At 70.9% G+C, this 24,227-nt stretch carries 18 protein-coding genes, 1 tRNA gene and 1 pseudogene; 7 read left to right on the forward strand and 13 right to left on the reverse strand.

The window, feature by feature from the left end:
- Positions 1 to 31 precede the first annotated feature (31 nt).
- The 4 genes from OG700_RS04185 to OG700_RS04200 are packed head-to-tail and all read right to left on the reverse strand — an operon-like array spanning position 32 to position 8,509.
- A complete protein-coding gene (locus OG700_RS04185) occupies positions 32 to 1,399 on the reverse strand; it encodes a TIGR02679 family protein (RefSeq protein ID WP_405621419.1) in 1,368 nt (455 codons plus the stop codon).
- Positions 1,396 to 5,532: a TIGR02680 family protein gene (locus OG700_RS04190; RefSeq protein WP_405609040.1), complete on the reverse strand. Its 4,137-nt coding sequence runs from the start codon at positions 5,530 to 5,532 to the stop codon at positions 1,396 to 1,398. The genes OG700_RS04185 and OG700_RS04190 overlap by 4 nt, the downstream gene beginning before the upstream one ends.
- A gap of 8 nt (positions 5,533 to 5,540) precedes the next feature.
- Complete coding sequence (locus OG700_RS04195; protein ID WP_405609043.1) at positions 5,541 to 6,785, reverse strand: TIGR02678 family protein; 1,245 nt, start codon at positions 6,783 to 6,785, stop codon at positions 5,541 to 5,543.
- Positions 6,782 to 8,509, reverse strand: coding sequence for a TIGR02677 family protein (locus OG700_RS04200; protein WP_405609046.1), 1,728 nt, complete (start codon positions 8,507 to 8,509; stop codon positions 6,782 to 6,784). The genes OG700_RS04195 and OG700_RS04200 overlap by 4 nt, the downstream gene beginning before the upstream one ends.
- A 579-nt stretch (positions 8,510 to 9,088) precedes the next feature.
- Between OG700_RS04200 and OG700_RS04205 the strand changes: the two are divergent.
- Positions 9,089 to 9,343 (forward strand): annotated as a pseudogene (locus OG700_RS04205) (hypothetical protein); the annotation flags it as partial.
- Positions 9,344 to 9,399: 56 nt separating this feature from the next.
- Here the strand turns inward: OG700_RS04205 and OG700_RS04210 are convergent.
- Positions 9,400 to 9,473 (reverse strand) — tRNA-Pro (locus tag OG700_RS04210).
- Between the two features lie 171 nt (positions 9,474 to 9,644).
- Between OG700_RS04210 and OG700_RS04215 the strand changes: the two genes are divergently transcribed.
- The 4 genes from OG700_RS04215 to OG700_RS04230 all read left to right on the forward strand — a co-directional run bounded on the left by OG700_RS04215 (position 9,645) and on the right by OG700_RS04230 (position 16,062).
- Complete coding sequence (locus tag OG700_RS04215) at positions 9,645 to 10,349, forward strand: transketolase (protein WP_405609049.1); 705 nt, start codon at positions 9,645 to 9,647, stop codon at positions 10,347 to 10,349.
- A 48-nt stretch (positions 10,350 to 10,397) separates the two neighbouring features.
- Positions 10,398 to 11,303 (forward strand): transketolase family protein, encoded by a 906-nt coding sequence (locus OG700_RS04220; RefSeq protein WP_405609052.1) that lies wholly within the window; start codon positions 10,398 to 10,400, stop codon positions 11,301 to 11,303.
- Positions 11,304 to 11,622: 319 nt separating this feature from the next.
- A complete protein-coding gene (locus OG700_RS04225; RefSeq protein ID WP_405609055.1) occupies positions 11,623 to 15,087 on the forward strand; it encodes a ThuA domain-containing protein in 3,465 nt (1,154 codons plus the stop codon).
- A gap of 93 nt (positions 15,088 to 15,180) precedes the next feature.
- Positions 15,181 to 16,062 carry a sugar phosphate isomerase/epimerase family protein gene (locus OG700_RS04230; RefSeq protein ID WP_405609058.1) on the forward strand — a complete coding sequence of 294 codons (882 nt, stop codon included), beginning with the start codon at positions 15,181 to 15,183 and terminating at the stop codon, positions 16,060 to 16,062.
- Between the two features lie 185 nt (positions 16,063 to 16,247).
- Here the strand turns inward: OG700_RS04230 and OG700_RS04235 are convergent, their stop codons facing one another.
- From OG700_RS04235 to OG700_RS04250, 4 genes are all read right to left on the reverse strand, one after another.
- Entirely contained in the window at positions 16,248 to 16,772 is a 525-nt protein-coding gene (locus OG700_RS04235; RefSeq protein WP_405609061.1) for a GNAT family N-acetyltransferase, read from the reverse strand.
- A 124-nt stretch (positions 16,773 to 16,896) separates the two neighbouring features.
- Positions 16,897 to 17,766: an ABC transporter ATP-binding protein gene (locus tag OG700_RS04240; protein WP_405609064.1), complete on the reverse strand. Its 870-nt coding sequence runs from the start codon at positions 17,764 to 17,766 to the stop codon at positions 16,897 to 16,899.
- Positions 17,763 to 18,779, reverse strand: coding sequence for an ABC transporter substrate-binding protein (locus OG700_RS04245; RefSeq protein WP_405609067.1), 1,017 nt, complete (start codon positions 18,777 to 18,779; stop codon positions 17,763 to 17,765). Before OG700_RS04245 ends, OG700_RS04240 begins: the two co-directional genes overlap by 4 nt.
- Before the next feature lie 109 nt (positions 18,780 to 18,888).
- Positions 18,889 to 19,737 carry an ABC transporter permease gene (locus OG700_RS04250; RefSeq protein ID WP_405621421.1) on the reverse strand — a complete coding sequence of 283 codons (849 nt, stop codon included), beginning with the start codon at positions 19,735 to 19,737 and terminating at the stop codon, positions 18,889 to 18,891.
- A gap of 261 nt (positions 19,738 to 19,998) precedes the next feature.
- Here OG700_RS04250 and OG700_RS04255 point away from each other — a divergent pair, with 261 nt between their 5' ends.
- Positions 19,999 to 21,042, forward strand: a complete 1,044-nt coding sequence (locus OG700_RS04255; protein WP_405621423.1) for a LacI family DNA-binding transcriptional regulator — start codon at positions 19,999 to 20,001, stop codon at positions 21,040 to 21,042.
- Positions 21,039 to 22,205 carry a mandelate racemase/muconate lactonizing enzyme family protein gene (locus OG700_RS04260; RefSeq protein WP_405609070.1) on the forward strand — a complete coding sequence of 389 codons (1,167 nt, stop codon included), beginning with the start codon at positions 21,039 to 21,041 and terminating at the stop codon, positions 22,203 to 22,205. Before OG700_RS04255 ends, OG700_RS04260 begins: the two co-directional genes overlap by 4 nt.
- A gap of 31 nt (positions 22,206 to 22,236) precedes the next feature.
- On the opposite strand, the gene OG700_RS04265 is transcribed toward OG700_RS04260, so the two are convergent.
- From OG700_RS04265 to OG700_RS04280, 4 genes are read right to left on the reverse strand one after another with little or no spacing between them, the layout of a single operon-like run.
- Complete coding sequence (locus OG700_RS04265; RefSeq protein WP_405609073.1) at positions 22,237 to 22,794, reverse strand: GAF domain-containing protein; 558 nt, start codon at positions 22,792 to 22,794, stop codon at positions 22,237 to 22,239.
- Positions 22,794 to 23,435 carry a GTP-binding protein gene (locus OG700_RS04270; RefSeq protein ID WP_405609076.1) on the reverse strand — a complete coding sequence of 214 codons (642 nt, stop codon included), beginning with the start codon at positions 23,433 to 23,435 and terminating at the stop codon, positions 22,794 to 22,796. The genes OG700_RS04265 and OG700_RS04270 overlap by 1 nt, the downstream gene beginning before the upstream one ends.
- Positions 23,413 to 23,787, reverse strand: coding sequence for a DUF742 domain-containing protein (locus OG700_RS04275; RefSeq protein WP_405609079.1), 375 nt, complete (start codon positions 23,785 to 23,787; stop codon positions 23,413 to 23,415). The genes OG700_RS04270 and OG700_RS04275 overlap by 23 nt, the downstream gene beginning before the upstream one ends.
- Positions 23,788 to 23,789: 2 nt before the next feature.
- Entirely contained in the window at positions 23,790 to 24,227 is a 438-nt protein-coding gene (locus tag OG700_RS04280; protein WP_405609082.1) for a roadblock/LC7 domain-containing protein, read from the reverse strand.

Below are 24,227 nucleotides of genomic sequence, written 5' to 3' on the forward strand. Positions count from 1 at the left end.
AGGGGCGGGTCCCGCGCATTTCCGGTGGACCTCAACGAGTCCGCGTCTGCAGGTCCGCAAGCAGCTCGTCGAGAACTGCCTCCTCTTCGACACGTACACCGTGCTCGGCGAGGGCGGCGGCCAGGGCCGGGTCCCACGGAGTCGCCGCGGGTGAGCCGGTCAGGCCCGGGGCCTCGGCCACTGTGACCACCGCTGCTCGGTAGTGGGCGGCGGTGTAGCGCCACGGCCGCCACGGGACACTTCGCCGTAGCGCCGTGGCGATGCGCACACCACCCCAGTCGAAGTCGCCGTGGTAGAGAAGATCCGCTCCCTGCGCGGACAGACCGCGCAGCAGGGTGAGCGCGGCGGCCGACGGCTGTCCCTGGAGGCACACCAGGGGCGGGCATGCCGGGCCGAAGGTGTCGGCGGCGGAGGACAGCACGGCCGGGTTCTCACAGAGGTGAACGACCCCTGTCGTCGGAACGGCGGGAACCGACGTGAGCCGGGTGAGCGCGCGCAGTGTCAGGATCGCGGGCTCACCCGCGTCGGCCATCCAGTCGAGGACCGGGGTGCCTCGCAGGTTGAGGGAGAGGACGGTCGACGACACGTCGTCCTTGAGCAGGCCCACCGACGCCCATGCTTCTCGTCGCCACACGGCACCGGCGCCGTCGGGGAAGCCCGTGAGGGCACGGAGCCCCGACAGGACCAGAGTGGCGAGTGGTGCCCCCTCGTCCAGGCAGTGGGCACCGGAGAGATACCGCGCCGCGAACGTCGCGCGTGACATCGGGGGTACGACGGGCAGGGAGCGCAGCGCCTTCACAGCGGCCTCCACCAGAGGTCCGGCGGCTTCCGGTGTGCGCGCGAGTCGCCGTACGAGTCCGTCCCGGCGTATCCGCCCGGCCCAGTCGGCCAGCTCGTCGTCCAGGGTGCCGAGCGGGGCGTATGCCTCCTCCCATGCCCGTTCCTCGCCGCGCCGCGCCTCCGCGTGCGGGGTGACGGGGCCGGTGAGTGCCACCACGGCGGGCGCAAGTCCGTCAGGGCTGACACCGGAGCGGCGCAGGATCGCGTCCACGCTGTTGAGGCGTACGGTCAGGGAGCGGCCGGCCTGCGGTGGGCGTCCCAACAGGCTCTCGGCAGCGCTGCGTTGGGTTTCATCCGGGTGTGACAGGGCGACGGTACCGGTGAGTGGCCGGCCGCGCGCCATCCGGTGCCGGGCGCGTTCCACGAGCCAGGCGAGGCCGGGGTCGCCGAGCAGGCGGCCGAGGCGTTCGGCGTCGATCCGCCCTGCGTCCTGTCCGCCCTCGCGCGGTGTCGGGGGCGGGTTCGCCGCCACGACGTCCGTGGGTCCGGCGCGCTCCACGGGTTTCCGCGATCCGGGTCCTCGTTCGGTCGGTGAGGGCGCGGTCACCGAAGGGTTCATCTCCACAGGGACTCCTGGTCTCCGGTGCCGTACTCGACACCGGCCCGCTCCTGGCCGGCGACCGGCCCGCCGGGCTCCGTACCGCGCCGCCGGTCGCTGCCGTCCCACTCCCACCGGGTCACCAGGACGGCGGCGATGTCGTCGACGCGGGAGAGCTGAGCGATGGCGATCCCGGGGACCTGCGGGTAACAGGCCCATTCCCGTTCGCTGGTCATGACGACGTCGAGGTCGAAGGCGCGCAGCAGGCCGAGACACTTGGCGCGGGAGTCGTCGTCCACTCCGGCGAACGCCTCGTCGAGCGTGACCAGGCGTGGGGCGTACGCGCCACCCGCGCTCGCGTAGTGGGAGGACGCCGCGGCGAAGAGGGGCACGGACGCCGCCAGTACCCGTTCACCGCCCGAGGCGGGCCCGGTGGCCGGTACCCACTTGCCGTGCTGATGGCGTTCGACGCCGAACTCGTGCCAGGTCCGGTAGTCGAGGGCAGCGGTCAGGTCTTCCAGCCAGCTGCCGGCGCTGTCGTCGGCCTGTCGGCGCGCGATCTGCTCCTGGAGGAACGCACCGACCGCGGCCCTGTCCTGGGTCGACCACGCGTCGGCGGACTGGCGCAGCCGCTCACGGGCCTGCGCCAGTCCCTGCGGGGCGCGCCGGGACGCCCTCCACACGAGCCTCAGTTTCATTCCGGTCGAGGTCGGGCGCTCCTCCAGTTCCTTGTTCATGGCGCGCACCTGCCTTTCGGCGGCGCCGATGAGTTCCTGAAGCGTCCCCGCGACCTCGGTGATCAGATGGGTCTGAAGGATCTCGCGCTCGTGCGCGGACAGGATCCGGGTCAGTTCGGCGACCTCGGCGGCAAGAGCCTCGGCGAGTTCGGGAACAGCCCGTTCACGGCCCTGGTAGACGATGTCGACCCGCATGCCGTCCTCGCTCGGACGGGCCGTGGCGGTGTGGCCATGCCGGGACAGCGCCTCCTGCAGCCTGCCGAACTCCTCACTCAGACGCTTCTGCACACGCTCCCAGGCCGCGTCCGAGTCGTCCGTGGAGGAGAGCTGGGACTCGATGGCGCGGGCGAGGTTGACGGCCGGGGTCGCCGCCCACGCCCCGCCGTCGCCGTCCGGTACGACGGCATCGGGAAGGGCGACCGCCAGCAGTCCGGTGCACACGTACCGCTGGAGGGCCTCGATGGCGCGTTCGCGGGCGGCGGTCGCTTCGGTGACGTCCTCGGCCAGCCGCTCGATACGTCCCTCGGCGTGGCTGGCGCGCCGGTCCGCGTCGCCGAAGTCGTCCTGGGCCCGCCGCTGTTCGCTCGCGCAGTCGCGTACGGCCGCCGCTGTCTCCTCCAGTCGCCGCTGGAGTTCGGCGACGGCGGCTCCGACGGTGGAGCGCAGGGTGGTGAGCCGTTCGTCCGCGGCGGCGGCGGAACGGGCCGCTTCCGCGGTGCGCTCCGCGAGCTCGGACACCCGGAGTTCGGCCCGGTCCTTCTCCGCCTGCTCGCCGGGGACGGCATGCTCGGCCTCGGCGCGTTCACGCAGCGCCGGCCAGAGCGCCGCGAGGAGGGCGGTGCGGTCGGCGAGCGCCTGGCGTACGGAGCCCAGTCCTGCCCTCTCCGCGGGAAGGGTCATGTCCGCCGCGGTCCCGGTGAGTTCCGCCGCCGCGCGCTCGGCGTCCCCGGTCGCGCGGGTCAGGTCGGCGGCTCGCTCACCGTGCCGCGTACGGGCCCGGCGGGTCGCGTCGGCCGCGGCCGTGACGCGGGCGTGGGCCTGACGCAGGTCGTCCTCGCCCGGTACCGCGGCGAGTTCGGCCTCCAGTACGCCGCGCCGCCGGCCGATCGTGCGCAGCTCTTCGGCCAGTTGCTCCCGCTCCGCCTCCAACGCGGCCAGGGCGATGCGCAGTTCGCGCATCCTGGCGCGGCGTGCTTGCTCCCGCGCGCCCTCTCCCACGTACTGCGCGCTGTCCTTGGTCCAGCTTCCGGTCAGCGCACCGACGCGGAATCGCCCGTCCGCGGAGACCCAGGTGTCGTTGCCGCCGGAGCCTCCGGTCGTCTCTTCGGCGCTGCCGCCGTCCTTTCCGGCCAGCCCGATAGCGGCGAGCAGCCGCTCGACCGTCGGCTCCGCCACGGCGGCCCCCGCGTCCGCGTGGTCCACCGCCGGCCACAGCACGCTGCCGAGGGTGTCTCCGCCGGGCTGGTTCAAGGGGTCGAGCAGCACGTCGTCGCCGTCCGCCGCCACCGCGGAACCGTCCGGCCGCACCCAGGCGTCGAGGAGCCCCGATGCCTCCAGCGCTGCCTCAAGTCCCGCGCGTTCGGACTCGGTGACGTGGGAGCGGAAATCGACGAGCCGCCACAGCGGGGCGCCGAGACCCCTTTCCCGCACATCGGGCGTGCGGGTGTACGGAGCCGACGGACCGCGCTGCCCGCCCGCTTCGAGAGTGGTCAGCTCCTCTGCCGCGAGCCGCTGTCGCTGGGACCTCGCCGCCTCACGATGGGCCAGGTCGGCGGCCCGGTCGGCCAGTTGGGACGCGAGCGTGCGATGGGTCCCGGCCGCCGCCTCACGGGCCGGGTGCGGCCCGTCCAGAGTGCTCACCCAGTTCTGGACCGCGTCGAGGACTCCGGGCAGCCCGGGAATCCGCAACTCCACACAGCCCGACAGGTGTTCCCGCGCGGCGGCGACCAGTGCCCGGCCCGCCTCGGCGACGCTCTCCTCGGCCTCGGCCAGCCTCTCCCCGCTGTGCACGACCTCCTCTTCGGCCTCGTCGGCACGCAACTGGGCGGCCCTGCGCGCCTCCCCGGTCCGCTCGGCCCGCGTGATGAGTTCCTCGACATGCACGACGGCGCGCCGCCTGCGTGCCGTCGCCTCGTCCGCCTCCCGGCGCAGGGCGGCTTCGGAGGCCCCCCGCGTCCGCGGAGCATCGAGCCGGACCGCTGCGCCGTTCTCGGCCAGGCGGTCCTGGACGTCGTCCAGCGTCTCCTGTGCGACGGTGAGCCGATTGCCGGCGGTGGCGAGCCGCCCCAAGGCCCGGGTGTGAGTTTCGGCCGCCGTCCGGCGGTCCGCCTCGGCGCGCGTCAGTTCCCCCGCCGTGCGGGAGGCGTCGGCCGCCGCCTGTTCGAGTGCGCGGGCGTCGCGCATCTCTGGCCCGGTCCGCAGTGTGGCGTCCTGGGCGCTCAGCCGCGCGGCCCGCTCGTCGAGGGCCGCGGCCCTTTCCCCAGCCTTCTTCCGGTCATCCTGGGCCTGTTGGCGCTCGCCCTGCGCTTTGAGGAGTTCACGCTGGAGGTTCTCGTACCGGGCGTGTTCGGTGCGCGGCAGCCGTGCCCGGCGCCGGGAGGCGATACGGGCGTAGCGACGGTAATGGTCGAGGAACCCCGAGGACGCCTGTTCCGCCTCGCGGGCCGCCCGCAGCTCCTCCTTCTCCTCGTCCAGCGACCTGAAGGCCTCCGCGGCGTCGGCGACGACCGCCTGGTCCATCGGTGGCAGCGCCTCTGTCAGCGCCCTGGACAGGGCCGCTTCGTTGGGGCGCTTGGACAACTGTGGCTGGCGCAGCTGGATGAGGAGGTCGACCAGTGCCCCGTAGCGCCGCTCTCCGAGACCGAAAAGCGCTTCGTCGACCGCTCTGCGGTACGTCTTCGCGGTGTCGTACACCATGCCGCGGGCGCCGACGGCCTCCGCGAGCCGGTCCCTGGACAGCGCCGTGCCGGTCGCGTCCAGAAGGTCGAGGTCGGCGCCGATCCGCTGGTCCGTCACCGCGAACCAGTGGCGGGCGATTCCGCGTCCGGCGACCGCTTTGAGCCCGCAGAGGAGGGTACGGAAATGCGCCTCGCCCGTGGTCTCGTCGAGCCGGCCGAACTCGATCCAGGTGTAGCCGAGCCGTTCGGGATGCGGGTGTTCGCCGCCCAGGAGGAGGTTCCACTCCATCCGCTTGCCCGGGTCGCCGTCGGGCTCGACGCGGCGCGCGGAGAGGTCTCCGTCGAGCAGGAACGGCAGGGTGAGGGCGAGTACCTTCGACTTTCCGGTGCCGTTGTTGCCGCGCAGCAGCAGCCGGCCGTCGCGGAACCAGAACTCCTCGACGTCGTAGTGGAACAGGTCGACGAGTCCGATGCGCAGGGGCCGCCACCGGCCGGGCGCGGGGGTGGGGAGCGTGGTCAAGGCGGGGTTCACCTTTCGTTCTTCGCGGTCGTGCCGGCCTGTACGGTCGGCCGGGCGGGCGCCGTCTCTTTGACGACCGGGTCTCCTACCGCGTACCGCGCGAGGGCCGGCCGCGGCAGCACGCCCCGTTCCGTACGCAGGGCGAGCCCCAGCGCACCCAGCTTCTGAAGTGCCTGCTCCACCAACTCGGTTTCCGATCCTGGTTCTCGCGCCGACTTCGACCAGAAACCGCCGTGTTTCAGGGCCAGTTCACGGACCAGGGACGCCAGTTCCGCCGGCTCGACGGGCCCGTCGGCCCGCGCGAGGTGTCCTGCGAGCAGCAGGGTGATGTGCCCGTGCGTGCCCTGCTCCGGCATCCGTACGTCCGTGAGGTCGTCCAGAGGGTCGACCATGGCGATCCCTTCGGCGCGTACCTCCGCGACCAGTCCGGTCATCTCGCCGATGCGCGCCGTGATGAAACCGCGCTGCCGGGTGAGGTAGGCCAGTTCGTCGTCGGTCAGGTCGTCGTAGTACAGCACCGGGCTGTCGAGGAGGACGCGGGTCAGCTTCCAGCGGATCGCGCGGAACCTCAGCTCGTCGCTGTCGAGCGCGGTCTGCGCCGTCATCTCCACCAGGCGTTCCTCGAAGTCCCGCGCTTCGATCAGGGAGGGGCCGCGCCGGACGGCCGGCATCCCCGCCAGTACACGCCGCCGTACGTCGTACAGCACGTCTCCCGATCCGCTGACGTACGCCTCCTCGTCGCCTGCCACCCGACACAGCACACCGAGCCGCAGCAGCAGTCGTACGACGGCGGCGAGGTCCAGGCGCTCGTCCCGCCGCTCCAGGGTGAACGTGATCCCGGTGGAGACGAGTTCGGGGTCCGACGCGGCCAGGACGACCTGCTCGGCGAGCCTTCCGAGCGCGACCTGCGACTCACCCCGTTCCAACGCCGCCAGCGTCAGGCACAGCAGGACGTAGCGACGGCGCGTGAAGGGCAGGGCGGCCCGGCCGGTCTCGCGTGCCGCGTGGGTGGCGTCGGTGAGGGTGCCCGGCGTCTTGCGCAGCCGTGCGGCCTCGGCGTCCGTGCGCAGTGTCCAGCCGACGTTGCGCTCGAACCACTCCCTCAGCTCAGCGGCGTGCCGGCGCACCAGCCGGAACGCGTCGGAGTGGGGCCCGTCGGCGGTGAGCAACGGCTCTTTCAGCAGGGCGCGGGCGGCCCGCTGGAGGTCGGCCTCCCGCTGGCCGTCCAGGACCTCGGTCAGGGGTCCGGTCATCGTTCCTCCCCATCCCGCGGCAGGAGGGCCTTCTGGAGCCCGTACCTGCCGAACCGCGCCGTTCCGCCCTCCAGAACCCCCTCTCGCACAGGCGCGGGCACCGGCCCGGCCGACCCCGCCTCTTCGTTGCCTGCGGACGCGACAGCCACTTCGTCCCGCCCGCTCCTGGGTCCGATGCCGAAGGTCCCGGCGAGGTCGATGATGTCGACCAGATGGTCCGGTCCGCTGAACACCCCGTCTGGCGTGCGCACTTCGGCCGTCGAGCCGTCGTCGAGCGCGGTCAGCCGGATCTCCATCGAGCCGTCCCCGCTGGTGGCCGCGGTGGTGGTCATGCCCGGCCGCCAGGTGGAGAGGGCATCGCCGAGCAGGCGGAGGAACAACTCGAAGGCGAGCGGGTCGAGTTCTCCCAGTCGGGACAGCCGGACCGGGCCGCCCGTGGCGAGACGGGACCGGGCCGCGCCCGCCTGTTCCGCCTGACGGGCGGCGATCGCGGCGAGCCTGCGCTTCGCCTCGCTCCGGTCAGCCACTCCGCGGGGCTTGCCGCGCCGTTCGTAACTGCCGGTGCGGCGCAGTTGGGGGCTGATCCGCAACGGTCGCGCCTCGGCCCACGGGGTCGAGGCCGGCTCCGGCTCGGCGGCCCGTTCGGCGAGGGTGTCCGCGTCGATCGTGAGGTGCCGGGAGGAGTACAGCCCGAACGCCACCCGCCAGAGCCGGTGCCTCGCCTCGTCGTCCGGCGCCCCCGCGAACCAACGCGCCAGTGCGCGGAAATCAGCCGAACGATCCGAACGCCCCGTCCGCCTCTCGTTCAACTGCCGCACCACCGCCAAAAGTTGCGGAATCGACCCGAGTGCCCGCCCACGCAGCAGCCTGGCCTGCGACTCGCGTCCCTCCGCCGACACGAACCACTCCGCGAGCCCGGACCATCGAGCGGCCCACTTCTCCCGCGCCGCCGCCTCCGCGTGTTCGGCGTCCTCGGGGGCGGCGTCGGCGGCCTCACGGGCGGCGGCGAGGCTCAGCAGCGGGCCGACCCGTCCCTGTGCTTCCAGTTCCCCGATCAACAGGGCGATCCGCCCGCCGAGGGTGATGAGGTCCTGGATGAACCGCTCCAGGTACTGGATCAGCCGGTCCTTGTACATCAGGAACGCCTCGACCTCGATGTCGTGCAGGTCGATGGTGCGCTGGAGCGACCCCATGAACGCGCGGGCGTTGTCCGCGAGGTCGCTGAAGCGCGCCGTGAGCACGGACAGGGCGAGATGGGCCTTGGCCGGGTCAGGCTCGTCGTCCGACGCGATCACGAGCAGCGCCCGCAGTTGCGTGACGATGTCGTGCAGCGCGACCGCCTGGAGTTCGCCGCGTCGCCCCAGCAACTCGTCGTATGTTCCCAAGGCGGCCTCGGCCGCCTCACCGGCGCGCGTGAGCTGGTAGATGAACCGCTTGCGGTAGAAGTCCTCGACCGCCGTCACCCGTGCGGTGTCCGGATCGGCCCGCAGATTGCCCCAGGCGACAAGTGCGTCCAGGGCCTTGACCACCGGCTCCACGTCGGCCGGTCTGCTCTCCGCCTCCATGGCGGCGTGCACGTCCTCCGGCCGCAGGTGCACGGCGAACCGCTCCTTGGCTGCCAGGAAGGTGCGCATCACCTGCCGGTACAGGGCAGAGTTCGGAGTGGTCAGGTGTGCGAAGGGGCCGTAGTCGACGGGTTCGTGGCCGGGAGTCTGTGCTGTCATCGCCGCCCATTGTTCCGGACGGGCGACCACTCCTGCGCGTGATGCCCGTTTTCCGTTCGGTGACGTACCGCTCCCAGAGGACGGAGGGAACGGCTGGGTTCCACGTTCCACGAGATCGTGAGCGCGTCCCGTGCCCGGGTCGCCCTGGCAGGGTGCCGCTTCCCCGTCTGCCCGGTCCCTTGGCGCCCACGGGCGCCCCCGACTCTCAGGCCGGTACGTCACAGTGTGCGCCCAGCCCCGGAAAAGCGCCCTCCCGGTAGACGATCCCAGTGTGGAGCGGGTCCGATCCGGTGGCGACACGTACCGTGGCAGCGACCGGTCTCGTTCCCGTGCGGGCACTGAGTCGTAGCCTCGCGTCACGGCCGAGGCCGGAAGGGCCTGTTCACCGTAGAGGTCGGGCCTGCGCACCTCGTGGACGCGCAGCGATGACGTCGTCCACCACGCATGGCGCCTCCGCCGCACCATGAGCCACCCCGCCCGTGTGCGGCTGTTCGCGCAGACCATGTCCACACGCGGTGTTCCCGCCGGCCGCCGACCAGGAGTAAGACGCCGGCCTTCCAGGGGAGACGACCTCCGGACACCGGACTGACCTGGTTCGCCGGCGCCGGGGTCCAAGTGCACGTCCTCCGCAGGATCGCCGGCCACGGTTCACTGACCACCACCCAGCGCTACCCGCACCCGGATGTCCACAAGATCACGGCTGCCGAGGCGGCGCTCTCTGCTCACTTCAACGTGCCGCGCGCACCACGCTCACTGCCGAGCCCCATCGTCATGACCTTGACCCGGTCAAGGGCGCCGGACCCCAACTGGTCGCCAACTGGTCCCCAGAAATGATCAAGGGCCGGTCTCGGATTGCTCCGAAACCGGCCCTGATCTGCGACTGTCTCCAGTCGGGACGACAGGATTTGAACCTGCGACCCCTTGACCCCCAGTCAAGTGCGCTACCAAGCTGCGCCACGTCCCGATGCCCGCCTGACCTGGGGTTTCCCCTGGCCTAACGCGCATGAGAACAATACCGCACTCCGACCGGTGGTCACGAACCGCTTTTCCGTTCCGCGGCGGCCCCGGCAGCCTCGGCGCCTTCGGCGGCGGCGCACTTGACCTCAAGTTAAGTTGAGGTAGCACGGTCATCAGTATGACGACACCGACACCGCAGGCTCCGGCGTACCGCTACCAGGATCTCGACCGACTGCTGTCTCTGATGACCGGCGACGAGAAGCACGGGTCCGCCGCCACCTCCACGCTCGACGCGATCTGGGTGCTCTACGACCGGGTACTGAACGTCTCCCCCACGACGGCCGACGCCCCCGACCGGGACCGTTTCCTGCTGTCGAAGGGGCACGGGCCGATGGCGTACTACGCCGTCCTCGCCGCCAAGGGCTTCTTCCCCGAGTCACTGCTCCCCGGCTTCGGCTCGTACGACTCCCCGCTCGGCCACCACCCCGACCGGCTGCTCGTGCCGGGGGCCGAGATCGGCAGCGGGTCGCTCGGGCACGGGCTGCCGCTCGCCGTCGGGAGCGCGCTCGGGCTGCGGGCGCAGGGGCGTACCGGCTCCAAGGTCTGGGTCCTCATCGGGGACGGCGAGCTGGACGAGGGCAGCAACCACGAGGCCATCGCCTACGCGGGCCCCGCCGGTCTCGAACAGCTGCACACGCTCGTGATCGACAACTCGTCGGCCGCCCACGGCTGGCCGGGCGGAATCGCCTCCCGGTTCACGGCGGCGGGCTGGTCGGCCGTGACCGTCGACGGGCGGGACCACGAGGCGCTGTACGAGGCGTTCACCGCGCCCCATCCCGGTCGGGCACGGGCGGTCGTCGCCCGCGTCGAAGCCCGGTCCTGACCACTCCTGACCACTCCTGACCACCGCGTACCGACTCGGAGGACTCTGATGGACACCATGCGTGAGCGCTTCGCCTCGACCGCTTCCCGGCTGCTGGACGAGGACCCGCGGCTCGCCGTCGTACTCGCCGTGATCGGGCACGACGGCTTCCGCGAGGCGGAACAGCGCCATCCGCACCGGGTGATCGACGTGGGGATCCGCGAGCAACTGCTCGTCGGCGCGGGCGGCGGGATCGCCCTCACCGGGATGCGGCCGATCGTCCACACCTTCGCGAGCTTCCTCATCGAGCGCCCCTTCGAGCAGGTGAAGCTCGACTTCGGGCACCAGGGCGTGGGCGGCGTGCTGGTGAGCGCCGGGGGATCGTACGACTGGCCGTCCGGCGGCTTCACCCATATGTCGCCGGGCGATGTGGCGCTCCTCGACACGCTGGACGGCTGGACCGTGCACGTGCCGGGGCATCCCGACGAGGCCGAGGCCCTGCTGCGCCGCGCCGCGAAGGGCGACGACCGGGTGTACGCGCGGCTGTCGCAGCAGACCAACGCGCGGGCGCTGCCGGTCACCGGGTCCGGCTTCCGGACCGTCCGCGAGGGGAACCACGGCGTGGTGGTCGCGGTCGGGCCGATGCTGGACAGCGTGCTCGCGGCGACGGAAGGGCTCGACACGACGGTGCTGTACGCGACGACCGTCCGCCCCTTCGACGGCGCCGCGCTGCGCCGGGCCGTCGGAGACGGGCGCGCCGCCGAGGCGGTGCTCGTCGAGCCGTATCTCGCCGGCACGTCGACGGCGGCGGCGGACGAGGCGCTGGCCGATGTGCCGCACCGGGTACTCGGGCTGGGGGTGGGCCGGCGCGAGCTGCGCAAGTACGGGGAGATGGACGAGCACCTCAGGGCGCACGGTCTCGACCCCCGGTCGCTGCGCACGCGCATCGCCGGATTCCTGACGGCAGCCGCGTAAGGACGGCTCAGGGCGGCGACTTGGTGACGGCGGCGCCCTGACACCGCCTTCGCGACGGCGGCTCGCAGAACGTACGACCACGCCCGGTCACATTCGGCCCACCGCGCCGGAAAACGACCGACCGCACGTGGCGGCTCCGGTATCCGTGGCTCCGGTGTCCGCAACTCCCGCACCACAGTGGGCGCTTCCGACCCATTGACCCTCCGGAAGCGGGGAACCTACGCTATGCGACGTACTTAAGAAAGCGCTTTCTACCCATCCGTAGCCGCCACCTGCATCGGGAGCGCCCATGAGTAGCCGTCCACCGGAACGACCCCCCATGCGCAGCAGCCGACCGCGAAGGGCGCTGACGCCCTTCACCGTCGTCCTGGCACTGCTCGTGCTCGGACTCGGGGTCGCCTCGCCCCCGCCCGCCCAGGCCGCGGCCTACCGTGTCCTGGTCTTCTCCAAGGTCACCAACTTCGAGCACGAGTCGATTCCGGCCGGGATCGAGGGAATCAAGAAGCTCGGCGAGGAGAACGGCTTCGAGGTGGAGGCGTCCGACGACGCCGCCGATTTCACCGACGCGAACCTCGCGCGCTTCCAGGCGATCGTCTTCAACAACACCAACTCCACGCCGGAATCGGGCGATCTGCTGAACGCGCCCCAGCGCGCCGCGCTCCAGAAGTTCATCCGCGCGGGCGGCGGCTGGGTGGGGCTGCACGCCGCGTCCGCGAGCGAGCGTGACTGGGACTGGTACGAGGGGCTGACCGGAGCGATCTTCGACAAGCACCCCGCGGTCCAGACCGGCCGCGTGAAGGTGCTCGACCAGGCGCACCCCTCCACCAAGGGACTTCCCGAACTCTGGGAGCGTACGGAGGAGTGGTACAACTGGCGCACCAACCCGACGGGCAAGGTGCACACGCTCGCGCAGATCAAGGTCAACGACGGCATCACCGGGCTCGACGAGGGCGTCAACCACCCGTGGTCCTGGTGCCAGAACTACGACGGCGGGCGTTCCTGGTTCACCGCCGGCGGCCATGACCCGTCCGCGTTCGGCGAGGAGAACTTCCTCAAGCACCTGCTCGGCGGCATCCAGTGGGCGGCCGGCAACAAGCCCGGCGACTGCTCCGCCACCAAGACGGGGTCCTTCGAGCGTACGCGGTTGGCGACCGACCTCTCCGACCCGTACGAGCTGGCCGTGACCCCCGACCGCCGGGTGATCTACATCGAGCGCACGGGCAAGCTCCAGGTTCTCGACCAGGCGACGAGCGAGACGACCACCGCTCTCGACTTCGACTTCAGCCTGAAGATGACGGAGCAGTCCGACGGGCTCATCGGGCTGACGCTCGATCCGGGATTCGCCGAGAACAACTGGCTCTATCTGCTGCACTCCGACAAGGAGAAGAAACAGCTCAACCTGTCGCGCTACACGCTCACCGGGAACACCGTCGACCCGGCGTCCGAGAAGCGGGTCCTGGAGATCCCCACCGACCGCGACGACCAACGCGCCAATGTGCACATGGCGGGCTCGCTCGCCTTCGACAAGAACGGCGACCTGTACGTCGCGACCGGCGACAACACCGACCCGTTCGTCTCCGACAACTTCACACCGATCGACGAGCGCGCGGGCCGGGCCGTGTTCGACGCGCAGCGCACCTCGGGCAACACGAACGACCTGCGCGGCAAGGTTCTGCGGATCACCCCCGAGGACGACGGGACGTACTCCATCCCGGAGGGGAACCTCTTCGCGCCCGGCACGGACAAGACGCGTCCCGAGGTGTACGCGATGGGGCTGCGCAACGTCTTCCGTATCACCACCGATCCGAAGACCGGGGCGCTGCTGGTGGGCGACTACGGACCCGACTCTCGGACGGCGGACCCGAACCGCGGCCCCGAGGGCACGGTCGAGTTCAACCGCGTACCGAAGGCGGCGAACCTCGGCTGGCCGTACTGCATCGGCGGCAACACCCCCTTCAACGACTACGACTTCGCGACCAAGGTCTCGGGGGCGAAGTTCGACTGCGCCGACCCGGTCAACGAGTCGCCGAACAACACCGGTCTGCGTGAGCTGCCGCCGGCCACGGCGGCGACGGCCTGGTACCAGTTCTCCGGATCGACCCAGTACCCCGAGATCGGCGGCGGCGGTGCGCCGATGAGCGGTCCGGTCTACGACTACGACCCCGACAACCCGTCGCCCACGAAGTTCCCCGAGTACTTCGACGCGAAGTGGTTCAACTTCGACCTGAACCAGAACTGGTTCAAGACGTTCTCCCTCCTGAGCAAGGACCAGTCCTTCACCGACCCGCGCTTCCCGCCGGCCAAGGCGGGTGACATCCAGTCGATCAACAACGTCTTCACCGATATGAAGTGGAACCAGGCGTTCGAGGCTGATTTCGGGCCGGACGGCTCCATGTACGTGATCGACTTCGGGCTCGGCTCGGGCGCCGGCCGTACGGGCGTGATCAACCAGGGCACCGGCATCTACCGCATCGACTACGTCGGTGACGGCACGCTGCCCACCGCCAGGATCACCACCACGTCCGACACCGGCCCGGGGCCGCGCAGCGTGAAGTTCTCCAGCGAGGGTTCCGGCCTGCCGGGGGGCAAGCCGGTCACCTACGCCTGGGACTTCGACGGGGACGGCACCGTCGACTCCACGAAGGCCAACCCGAGCCACATCTACACCGACAAGGGCGTCTTCACCGCGCGGCTGACGGTCACCGCTGCCGACAAGCTGTCGGCGCAGGCCACGCGGGAGATCACCGTGGGCAACACGCGCCCGGTGCTCACCGTCCAACAGGCCCCGGACGGCGGCATGTTCAGCCTCGGCGACACCGTCCCCTTCACGGTGAAGGTCACCGACCGCGAGGACGGCAAGGGTGCGGCGATCGACTGCGCACGCGTCAAGGTCGAAGCGCGGCTCGGCCACGGGACCACGCTGCACCCGGCGCAGTCCAAGCAGGGCTGCACGGGTGAGTTCGCCGTGCCGGCGACCGACGAGCACGCGAACCAGGATCTCTTCTACCGCGTCACCGCCAGCTATCAGGACGACGGCGGCGAAGGTGAAGGCGTTCCCGTGCTGACGGGTACCGCCACGTCGAATCTGAAGTCCTCCTACCGCGAGGGCGAGTTCTTCAGCGCCACCGGCGGTGAGAACGGCGGCGTCACCGTGGGCGCGCGGGCCGAGGCGTCCGGCGGCAAGCGCGTCATCGAGGTCGAGCACGGCGACTGGGTCGCGTACGACCCGGTGAATCTCACCGGGGTCCAGTCCGTCACGGTCGGCGCGTCCTCGGGCGGCACCGGCGGCACCATCGAGTTCCGCAACGGCTCGCCGACCGGCCCGCTGATGGGCTCGGTCACCGTCCCGAACACCGGCGACTGGACGAACTTCGTCTCGCCGACCACTCAACTCAGGCCGGTCGGAGGCACGGTGAAGATGTACGCGGTCTTCAGCAACCCGGACTGGAAGCCGGACGGGCAGGACGTGCTGTCGCTCGACTGGCTGCACTTCAACGGCCGCGGGGTGGAGCGCAAGCCGGGGACGAGCGTCACCGTCGCCACCTCGGTGGAGGAGGGTGCGGCGCCGCTGGCCACCAAGCTGACCGGCTCGGTGAAGCTCGCCGAGGGCCGGACCGTCGCCTCGTACCGCTGGAACTTCGGCGACAACTCCAAGCCGACGGGCGAGCAGGGGGCGAGCGCGAGCCACACGTACACGCGGCCGGGCGCCTACACGGCGCACCTCACGGTCACGGACGACAAGGGCGACACGACGACCGGCGCCGTCGAGATCAACGCACGCTGAATCCGGGCGAGTTGGGTTCGGGCGCGAGTTGGGTTCGGGCGAGCCGGACGAGTTGGACGAGCCGGACGAATCGAGAGAAGAGGTCACGTGAGGGTGAACGGCACACGAAGAGCGTTCCTGGGTACGGCGGCGGCGGGGCTGGCCGCGGTCGGTCTGGCGTCGACGGCGACCACCGCCCACGCGGCGGAGTCCGGCCGGCACCACGACCCGCGGTGCCGGCGGCGGATCCCGCGCGACGGCATCGGCATGCACCTGTACACGATGCGTTCCGTCCTGGAGACGGACTTCGAGGGGACGCTGGAGCGGCTGGCGGACATCGGCTACGCGACGGTCGGCGTCAGCGGGCGGTACGGCCGCAACGCCACACAGATCCGGCAGGTGTTGGACGACGTCGGCCTCAAGGCCGTTCTGGAGCACGTCGGTTACACCACGGTGGCGGGCGCCGGCCTCCAGCAGGCCATCACGGACGTCCATACGCTGGGCGGCAAGTGGGTCGTCGTCCCGAGCCTGCCGTCCGCGATGCACACCCCCGCGGGCTACCGCGAGGCGGCGGCGGCGATGAACAGGGCGGGCAAGGCGGCGCGTGAGTCGGGTCTCGGCCCGGTGCTCTTCCACAACCACGACGCGGACCACAGGGTGGTCGAGGGCGAGGTGCTGTACGACATCCTGCTCAACGAGACCGACCCGGAGTACGTGGGCTTCGAACTCGACGTCTACTGGGCGGCGAAGGGCGGTGCGGACCCACGCCGGCTGTTCGTGGACGAGGGGCCGCGCTTCCCGGCGCTGCACGTCAAGGACATGGCCGCGAACGGCGACTTCGCGGACGTCGGGTCGGGCGTCCTGGACTTCGCGGAGATGTTCGAGACGGCGCACCGGGGCGGCGTACGGCAGTGGCTGGTCGAACACGACTCGCCGAAGGACCCGTTCGCCACGGCCCTCAACAGCTACCGCCATCTGTCGAGGCTGCGGTACTGACGCGGTAACCGGAAGGATTCACCAGCGCCGTCCGGTGGCCGGTTCGTCCTCGATCGCCGGACGGGCCGCGTGTGCGGCCCGTCCGGCGATCGAGGACAGGCGCGGCCCAAGAGCCGCGCGACCTGATGGAGCGTCACGCACCCCTCGACGGGCCGCACGGCCGGTCGAGGGGTGCGGTGCTGTCCTCAAGTGCCGGGCGGCGCCGCGTAACAGTGCACCTGGACGATCTGGTCCGGTCCCCACCGCTGCTCCCCCGTCGCCATGAGCGTCCAGCCCTGGCGTTCGTACAGCGCCGCCGCCGACCGGTCGGACGTCACGACGTCCAGTACGGGATGCAGCCCGCGCTCACGGGCGTCGCGGACCGTCTCGGCAAGGAGCAGCGCGCCGATCCCGTGGCCTCGGGCCTGCGGTGAGACGAACAGCCGGCTGACCACGGCCGTCTTCTCCGGTCCCGCGCCGGTGCGCGCGCCCCAGTGGACGGGCGCGGCGTCATCGGGCCGGGCGCGGGAGAGGCAGATGTGGCCGACGACGACGCCGTCGAGCAGCGCCACCCAGGCGGGTGGCGACTCAGGCGGCGCCAGCCAACCCGCCGGATCCTGGGGCCAGTTGACCGGGTAGCCGTCGCTCTCGTGGACCTCGGCCAGTACGCGGACACACGCGTCGAGGTCGGAGTCGACCCGGCGCCGGACGGAGATACGTTCATGACTCACCGGCGCAGCCAATCACAGCACCGGCCGCGCGGACACCCGATATCCGCGCGGCCGGGCGGACAGCGAGCCGCCCTTCCCACCACAGGGGCGGGAAGGGCGGCCGGGTGTGGCACCGGTCGCGTACTCAGTCCTCCGACGAAGCCGCCCCCAGCAGCTCCCTGATGTGCGTCGTCGCCTCACGGAACTCCGGCCGGGCCAGGGTCGCCACGTAATCCCGCTCCGGCGGCAGCCCCACGTCGATGATCTCCGTGATCGTGCCGGGCCGAGGGCTCATGACCACGACCCGGTTCGCCAGGTAGACCGCCTCCGAGATGGAGTGGGTGACCAGCAGCACGGTCGTGCCGGTCTCCCGCCAGATGCGGTTCAGCTCCATGTTCATCTGCTCGCGCGTGAGCGCGTCCAGCGCGCCGAACGGCTCGTCCATCAGCAGGACCGGCGGCTGGTGCAGCAGCGCCCGGCACAGGGCCACCCGCTGCTGCATCCCGCCGGACAGCTCGTGCGGATAGGCGTCCTCGAAGCCCCCGAGGCCGGTCATCCTGATCAGCTCGTCCGCGCGTTCGCGGGCCACCACGTTCGGCATCCGGCGCATCTCGGCCTGGAGCAGGATGTTGCGCCGGGCGCTGCGCCACTCCAGCAGGGCGGCCCGCTGGAAGACGTAACCGATGTCGGGGCGTGGCCCGTCGACCTGCTCGCCGTGCAGCAGTACGTCACCCGCGGACGCCTTCAGCAGTCCGGCGACCAGCTTGAGCAGCGTCGACTTGCCGCACCCCGAGGGGCCGACGATCGCCACGAACTCGCCCATCGGCACATCGAGCGACACATCCCGCAGGGCGGTGACGTCGCGGTCCTTCGTACGGAACCGGACGGCCACGTCGTTCAGGGAGACGGCCGCCGTGCCGTCGGCACTCGCGCCGTCCGTGCTCGGACCGCTCTTGCTCAGACCGCTCTTGCTCACGCCATGCTCCCGGAGAGTCGCTTCCCTGGGCATCGTCATCCCTTCAGTGCCGAGCTGTCCCAGTAATCCGCCGGCGCCTTGGGGTTCTTCACGAGACCGGCCTCGGCGAAGACGTCGATGGTCGCCTGCCAGTCGGCCTCGGTGTTGAGCCCGGGAGCCTTGCCCTGGGTCGAGTCGGTGTGCAGCAGCGTCATCGTCGTCGCGAACTGCTCGGTCAGTACGGCCTTCGGCGGCAGTTGCTCGGACGCGCCGTCCATCGCGGCGACCGCCGGCTCCGGCGCCTTCTCGGCGGCGGCCCACGCCTCGCTGACCGCGGCGGCCATGCGCTTGGTGAGGTCGGCGTCCTGCTTGAGGATCTTCTGGCCGACGATCAGGCCGTTGGAGTAGAAGTTGAGCCCGTGCTCCGAGAAGCGCAGGTACTCGACGTCCTTCTTGGCCTTGTCCGCCATGGTCGGGCCCTGGTCGCTCGCGTAGCCGAGCAGCGCGTCCGTCTTCCCGGAGATCACCGCGGCGATCTTGCCCGCCGGGTCGGTGTTCTGGATCTTGACGTCGGACAGCTTGAGGTTGTTCTTCTCCAGGAAGATCGGGAACGTCTTGGTGAGCGCGTCACCCGCCGTGCCCGCGATCGTCTTGCCCTTGATGTCGGCGGGCGTCTTGATGTTCTGGTCGGCGAAGAACTGCACGGACGACGGTGTCGTCTGGAGCATCACACCGAGGCTCTTGACGTTGACGCCCTGGTCGACGCCGCTGATCACGGCGGGGGTGTCGGCCCAGCCGAAGTCGGTCTGCCCGGCGGCGGTCGCCTGGACGGTCTTCTGCGATCCCTGGCCCGCCCTGATCTCCAGGTCGATGCCGTGCTTCTCGAAGATCTTCTGCTTGACGCCGTAGTAGAAGGGCGCGTGTTCGCCGTACGGGTACCAGTTGAGCGTCAGCGTCACCTTGTCGAGCTTCTTGCCGGAGTCGCTGGTGGTGGTCTTGTCGCCGTCCTCGCCGCAGGCGGTGGCGACCAGGAGAAGCGGCACGAGGCCGATCAGGAGTCTGCGGGAGTGCATGGCTGGCCCTTCTCGGAGGAGAGGTCGGGGTCGGTGGGTCGGGTCCGGTGGATCGGTCGGTGGGTGGGTCGGTGGATCGGTCCGTGGGTGGGTCCGTCGGCCGGCCTCATCAGAACGAGGTCGTGACGTTGCTGTCCCGGCGGCTGGCGTGCCAGGGCAGGAGGAGCTTCTCGGCGATCTCGACCAGGACGAACAGGACGACGCCGATCAGAGACATGACGATCAGGCCCGCGAAGAGCATCGGGGTGTCGAGGTTGCCGTTGGCCTGGAGGATCACGTAGCCCAGGCCCTCGTTGGCGCCGACGAACTCACCGACGACCGCGCCGGTGACCGCGAGCGTCACCGCGACCTTGAGGCCCGAGAACAGATGCGGCAGCGACGCCGGGAAGCGGATCTTGACGAAGGTCTGCCACGGCTTCGCCCCCATCGTCGCGGAGAGCTGGAGCATCTCGGGGTCGACCGCCTTGAGGCCGGTGACCATGGAGATCACAACCGGGAAGAAGGCGATGAGCACCGCGATGAGGACCTTCGGCGTGATGCCGAAGCCGAGCCAGACGACGAACAGCGGCGCGATGGCGATCTTCGGTACGACCTGGGCGAAGAGCAGGATCGGGTAGAGGGTCTTCTCGACGGTCGACGAGTAGACCATGACGACGGCGGCGAGCACCCCGACGACGACCGCGATGACGAAGCCGAGCAGGGTCTCGTAGGTGGTCACCCAGGTGTGTTCCCAGATGTAACTCGTCTTGCCCGTCAGCACGTCCAGGGTGGCTCCGGGCGAGGGGACGAGATACGGCTCGACCAGTTCGGCGGCGGCGACGGCCCACCACGCGACGAAGCACGCGAGCAGCAGCGCGACGGGCCGCCAGCTGGTCTCGACGGCCTTGCCGAACCGCTCCCCCGCTCCTGGCCTGTTCCGTGCGGCGACTCCCGCGATCTCTTTGGTCGGTCCCGGCATGACGCTCTGGCTCACAGTGAACTCCTCGGGAATCAGGAGCGGTTACGTACCGCGGTCCGATCCTCTGCTGTACCGACTGCCGAACTGCCGTACCGGAAGAAGCGCTTTCAGAAAGCGCTTTCTGGTAAGGTGATCGCCACGCTAATCACTGCTTGTCCGAACGGTCAATAGGTCGTCCGGAAGTTTCCGGGCCCCGCCAGGGGACCTGCCCGCTGCCGCGACTCGGGGGCCGTCTTGAGTGAACGGGAAGCAAGTGCCCATGTGACGCTGGACGTCGTGGCGCGCCACGCGGGCGTCTCCCTGGCGACCGCGTCCAGAGCCCTGAACGGCACGACGCGCGTCCGGGAGGAACTGCGGGACCGGGTGCGGGCGGCGGCGGATTTGCTCGGTTACATCCCCAACGCACACGCCCAGGCGCTTGCCAGTTCGTCCAGCAACACGGTCGGACTGATCTGCCACGACGTGGGCGACCCGTACTTCGCCGCGATCGCCGACGGGGTGATGCGGGCGGCGGCCGAACAGGACGTCCTGGTCATGCTCGCGAGCACGTTCCGCGAACCGGCCAGGGAGATCGAGTACGTCTCCATCCTGCGCGCCCAGCGCGCCCGCGCCATCCTGCTGATCGGCTCCGGCTTCCAGGACCGCACCTGGGAAAGGGCGTTGACCGCCGAGCTGGACCCGTACATCCGCGCGGGCGGCCGGGTCGCCGTCGTCAGCCGGCACCGCAGCGTGCGCGCCGACGCCGTGCTGCCCGAGAACCGCGCGGGCGCGGCGGCGCTCGCCCGCGCGCTGCTGGCGCTCGGCCACCGGCGGTTCGCCGTGCTGAGCGGGCCGCCCAGCCTCACCACCGTCGCCGACCGGTTGGCCGGCTTCCGCGAGGGGCTGGCCGAGTCGGGCGTCGCGCTCGGTCCCGAATGCGTCGTAGAAGGCGCTTTCACCCGTGACGGCGGTTATGCCGCCGCCCGCGAACTGCTCACCCGGCCGACCCGCCCCACCTGCGTGTTCGGCGTGACCGACGTGATGGCGGTGGGCGCGCTTGCCGCGTTCCGGGAGGCGGGCATCGACGTGCCCCGCGACATCTCGCTCGCGGGCTTCGACGACATCCCGCTCGTCCGGGAGTTGACTCCGCCGCTCACCACCGTCGCCCTGCCGCTGACCGCCATGGGGCAGCACGCGATCTCGCTGGCGCTGCGCGAGCCGCACGGGCAGCGTTCGCGGGTGCTCCGGCTGGGCGGCGAGGTCGTCCTGCGGGCGAGCACGGGGCCGCCGCCGACCGCCGCCATCGATGGAGGAGAAGTGACGTGACAGAGGATCTGGCCGCCATGAGGATCGACCGCGTCGAGACGTTCGCCGTCGAACTGCCCACCCACCGCTCCTTCGGCGTCGCGGGCGGCTCCGTGGCCGTCGCCGGTACCCCGTCCGTCCGGATCCTGGTCCGGGTCGGCGCGGACGGGCTGTACGGGTGGGGCGAGGCGACCCCGATCCCCGCCTGGACGTACGAGACCGCCGAGTCCATCGTGACGACCATCGACCGCTATCTGGCGCCCGCGATCATCGGCACGCCCGTCTGGAACCTGGACGCCGTCGACACCGCCTTCGACCGGGCGGTCAACCGCGGCTTCACCATCGGCGCGCCCCTCGCCAAGAGCGCCGTGGACGTGGCGCTGCACGATCTGCTGGGCCGGGCGGCGGGCGTGCCGCTCGGCGTGCTTTGGGGGCAACGGCGTGCGGAGTCGGTCGAGTTGGGCTGGATCGTCTCGGGCCAGTCGCCCGCCGAGGTGGGTGACAGCGTCGCCGAGGGCAGGGCCGAGGGATATCGCGCGTTCAAGGTCAAGGTCGGTCTGCACGACGAGGACACCGACGCGGCCGTGGTGGCCGCCGTACGCGCACACGCCCCCGACGCGCCGCTGTGGGTCGACGCCAACCAGGCGTACACCGTGCCCGTCGCCCTGCGGATGGCCCGGCGGCTCGACGCGCTCGGGGTCACCGCCTTCGAACAGCCCCTGCCCGCCAACGACATCGCCGGGCTGCGGCGGCTGCGGGACCTGTCGGCCGTGCCGGTGGCGCTCGACGAGAGCCTGCGGCATCCGAGCGATCTGGCGACGTTCGTCCGGCTCGGGGCGGTCGACGTCGCGATCGCCAAGGTTCAGCGCGGCGGCGGCCTGACGCTCTCCCGTCGGCTGTGCGCGCTCGCCGAGGACTGCGGGGTCGAGCTGATGGGCTCGGGGCTCACCGAGTCGGACCTCGGGCTGGCCGCCTCGCTGCACCTGTTCGCGGCGTACGGCATCACGACGCCGGTCGATCTCAACGGCCGCCAGTTCATCGGCTCGCCGTACGCGGTGGAGACCGTGCGGGTGGCGAACGGGACCGCGTGGGTGCCCGAGGGGCCGGGCCTCGGGGTGGAGGTGGACGAGTCGGTGGTACGCGAACTGGCCGTCGACGTACTGGAGCGCCGCACGACAGCGTAATTGACGGCCCGTCAGATACCTAAGACACCCGTCAGATACCACCGTCCTCCCTGCCGCCCTCCCTGCGGTGTATCTGCTCGGACAGCTCGGCGGCCAGCGACTTGACCGTCTCCAGGCCGGCTCTCCCCCAGTGCCGGGGCTGGTTGTCCACGACGCAGACGGTGCCGAGCGCGATACCGGTCCGGTCGATGAGCGGCACGCCCAAGTAGGAGCGCAGGCCGGTCTCGTCGACGATGGCATTGCCGGCGAACCTCGGGAAGTCGCGTACGTCCTCCAGGACGAGCGCCTTGCGCCGTACCACCACATGGGGGCAGTAGCCGTGGTCCCGGTCCCTGAAGCGGCCGGGCTCGGGCGCCGGGGTGTGCAGCCCGGCGTAGAACTGCCGTTGTTCGTCCATGAAGTTGACCATCGCGTAGGGCGTGCCCGCGAGTTGGGCGAGGTGGAGCGCGAAGGCGTCGAAGGCCGGCTCGGGCCGTTCGCCGAGCCCGAGCCCAAGTCCAACTCCGAGCAGGCGCAGGCGCCGTACCCGGTCGGGCGCGTCCCGGTCGACGGGGGTGAGCAGCAGCCGGCCGATGGGGTCGTAACTCATCACGCCACCCCGTCGTCCGGGCCGACGCCGCTGGGAACGGTGGTCTCGGACACCGCGGCGGCCGGGACGGCGGTGAGCAGGTGCTGGACGAGTGTGACCAGCGTCTGGATCCCGGAGCTGGCGAGGCGGGCGTCGCATATCACGACGGGCACGTCCGGCCTGAGGTCGATCGCCGCCCGCACTTCCTCCGGGTCGTAGCGGTGGCCGCCGTCGAACTCGTTGACCGCGACGACGAATCCGATCCCGCGCTGCTCGAAGAAGTCCACGGCGGAGAAGGAGTTCTCCAGCCGCCGGGTGTCGGCCAGGACGATCGCGCCGAGGGCGCCCCGGCAGAGTTCGTCCCACATGAACCAGAAGCGTTCCTGGCCGGGCGTGCCGAAGAGATAGAGCACATGCCGCTCGTCGAGCGTCATCCGGCCGAAGTCCATGGCGACGGTGGTCGAGGTCTTCAGTTCGACACCCGTCAGATCGTCCGTCTCGGCCCCGACCTGTGTCAGCAGTTCCTCGGTGCTCAGCGGGGCGATCTCGCTGACCGATCCCACGAATGTCGTCTTGCCGACCCCGAAACCACCGGCCACCAGGACCTTGAGCGCGGTGGGAAAAGGGGTGGCGAAGGAGTCAGAGCTGTCGTCGTAGGCCATCGAGTACTGCCTCCAGAAGGGAACAGTCGCTGGGATTGTCGAAGTTGTGCGGCGGCCGGACGGTCACCGCGCCGCTGTTCATCAGGTCGGACAGCAGGATCTTCGTGACGACGGCGGGCAGCCGCAGATGCCCGGCGATCTCCGCCACCGATGTCGGCCCCTGGCAGAGGCCGAGCGCCTCGCTGTGCTCGGGGCCGAGATACATCTGGGTCGCGGCGGCTCCCGTGGCCATGACCAGCGACAGCAGATCCAGCTCCACCGTGGGTCGGGTCCGGCCGCCGCTGACCGTGTACGGGCGGATGAGCCGGCCCGCCGCGTCGTCCAGCCACGGACCATCCGTCGGGACCGTCACAGTCACTGCCCCGTGACGCTCGATGTGGCGCCGGCCGCCTGCCTGACCGGCGTCGCCAGATACGGCCTGACGCTCTTGACCAGCATCGCCATCTCGTAGCCGAGGACGGCGGCGTCCGCCTCGCGGCCGGCCAGCACGGCCAGGCAGGTGCCGGAACCCGCCGTGGAGACGAAGAGCAGGGTGGCGTCCAGCTCCACCACCACCTGGCGCACCTCGCTGCTGTCGCCGAAGCGGGCGCCGGCGCTGCGGCCGAGCGAGTAGAGGCCGGAGGCGAGAGCGGCCATGTGGTCGGCGCTGTCGGGGTCGAGGCCGTGGACGGATCTGACGAGTCCGTCGGAGGAGAGGAGTACCGCGCTGCGGGTGTAGGGCACCCGTTGGACCAGGCCGCTGAGCAGCCAGTCGAGGTCGGAGACGTGGCCTGTCGGCGCATCGCTCGCCAT

Source organism: Streptomyces sp. NBC_01508, from assembly GCF_045040315.1.
GTDB lineage: Bacteria > Actinomycetota > Actinomycetes > Streptomycetales > Streptomycetaceae > Streptomyces.

Bases quoted from the DNA above. Each gene is read 5' to 3' on its own strand.
- OG700_RS04185 (WP_405621419.1), bottom strand. From the start codon at position 1,399: ATGAACCCTTCGGTGACCGCGCCCTCACCGACCGAACGAGGACCCGGA.
- OG700_RS04195 (WP_405609043.1), bottom strand. From the start codon at position 6,785: ATGACCGGACCCCTGACCGAGGTCCTGGACGGCCAGCGGGAGGCCGAC.
- OG700_RS04200 (WP_405609046.1), bottom strand. From the start codon at position 8,509: ATGACAGCACAGACTCCCGGCCACGAACCCGTCGACTACGGCCCCTTC.
- OG700_RS04215 (WP_405609049.1), top strand. From the start codon at position 9,645: ATGACGACACCGACACCGCAGGCTCCGGCGTACCGCTACCAGGATCTC.
- OG700_RS04220 (WP_405609052.1), top strand. From the start codon at position 10,398: ATGGACACCATGCGTGAGCGCTTCGCCTCGACCGCTTCCCGGCTGCTG.
- OG700_RS04225 (WP_405609055.1), top strand. From the start codon at position 11,623: ATGCGCAGCAGCCGACCGCGAAGGGCGCTGACGCCCTTCACCGTCGTC.
- OG700_RS04240 (WP_405609064.1), bottom strand. From the start codon at position 17,766: ATGACGATGCCCAGGGAAGCGACTCTCCGGGAGCATGGCGTGAGCAAG.
- OG700_RS04245 (WP_405609067.1), bottom strand. From the start codon at position 18,779: ATGCACTCCCGCAGACTCCTGATCGGCCTCGTGCCGCTTCTCCTGGTC.
- OG700_RS04250 (WP_405621421.1), bottom strand. From the start codon at position 19,737: ATGCCGGGACCGACCAAAGAGATCGCGGGAGTCGCCGCACGGAACAGG.
- OG700_RS04265 (WP_405609073.1), bottom strand. From the start codon at position 22,794: ATGAGTTACGACCCCATCGGCCGGCTGCTGCTCACCCCCGTCGACCGG.
- OG700_RS04270 (WP_405609076.1), bottom strand. From the start codon at position 23,435: ATGGCCTACGACGACAGCTCTGACTCCTTCGCCACCCCTTTTCCCACC.
- OG700_RS04280 (WP_405609082.1), bottom strand. From the start codon at position 24,227: ATGGCGAGCGATGCGCCGACAGGCCACGTCTCCGACCTCGACTGGCTG.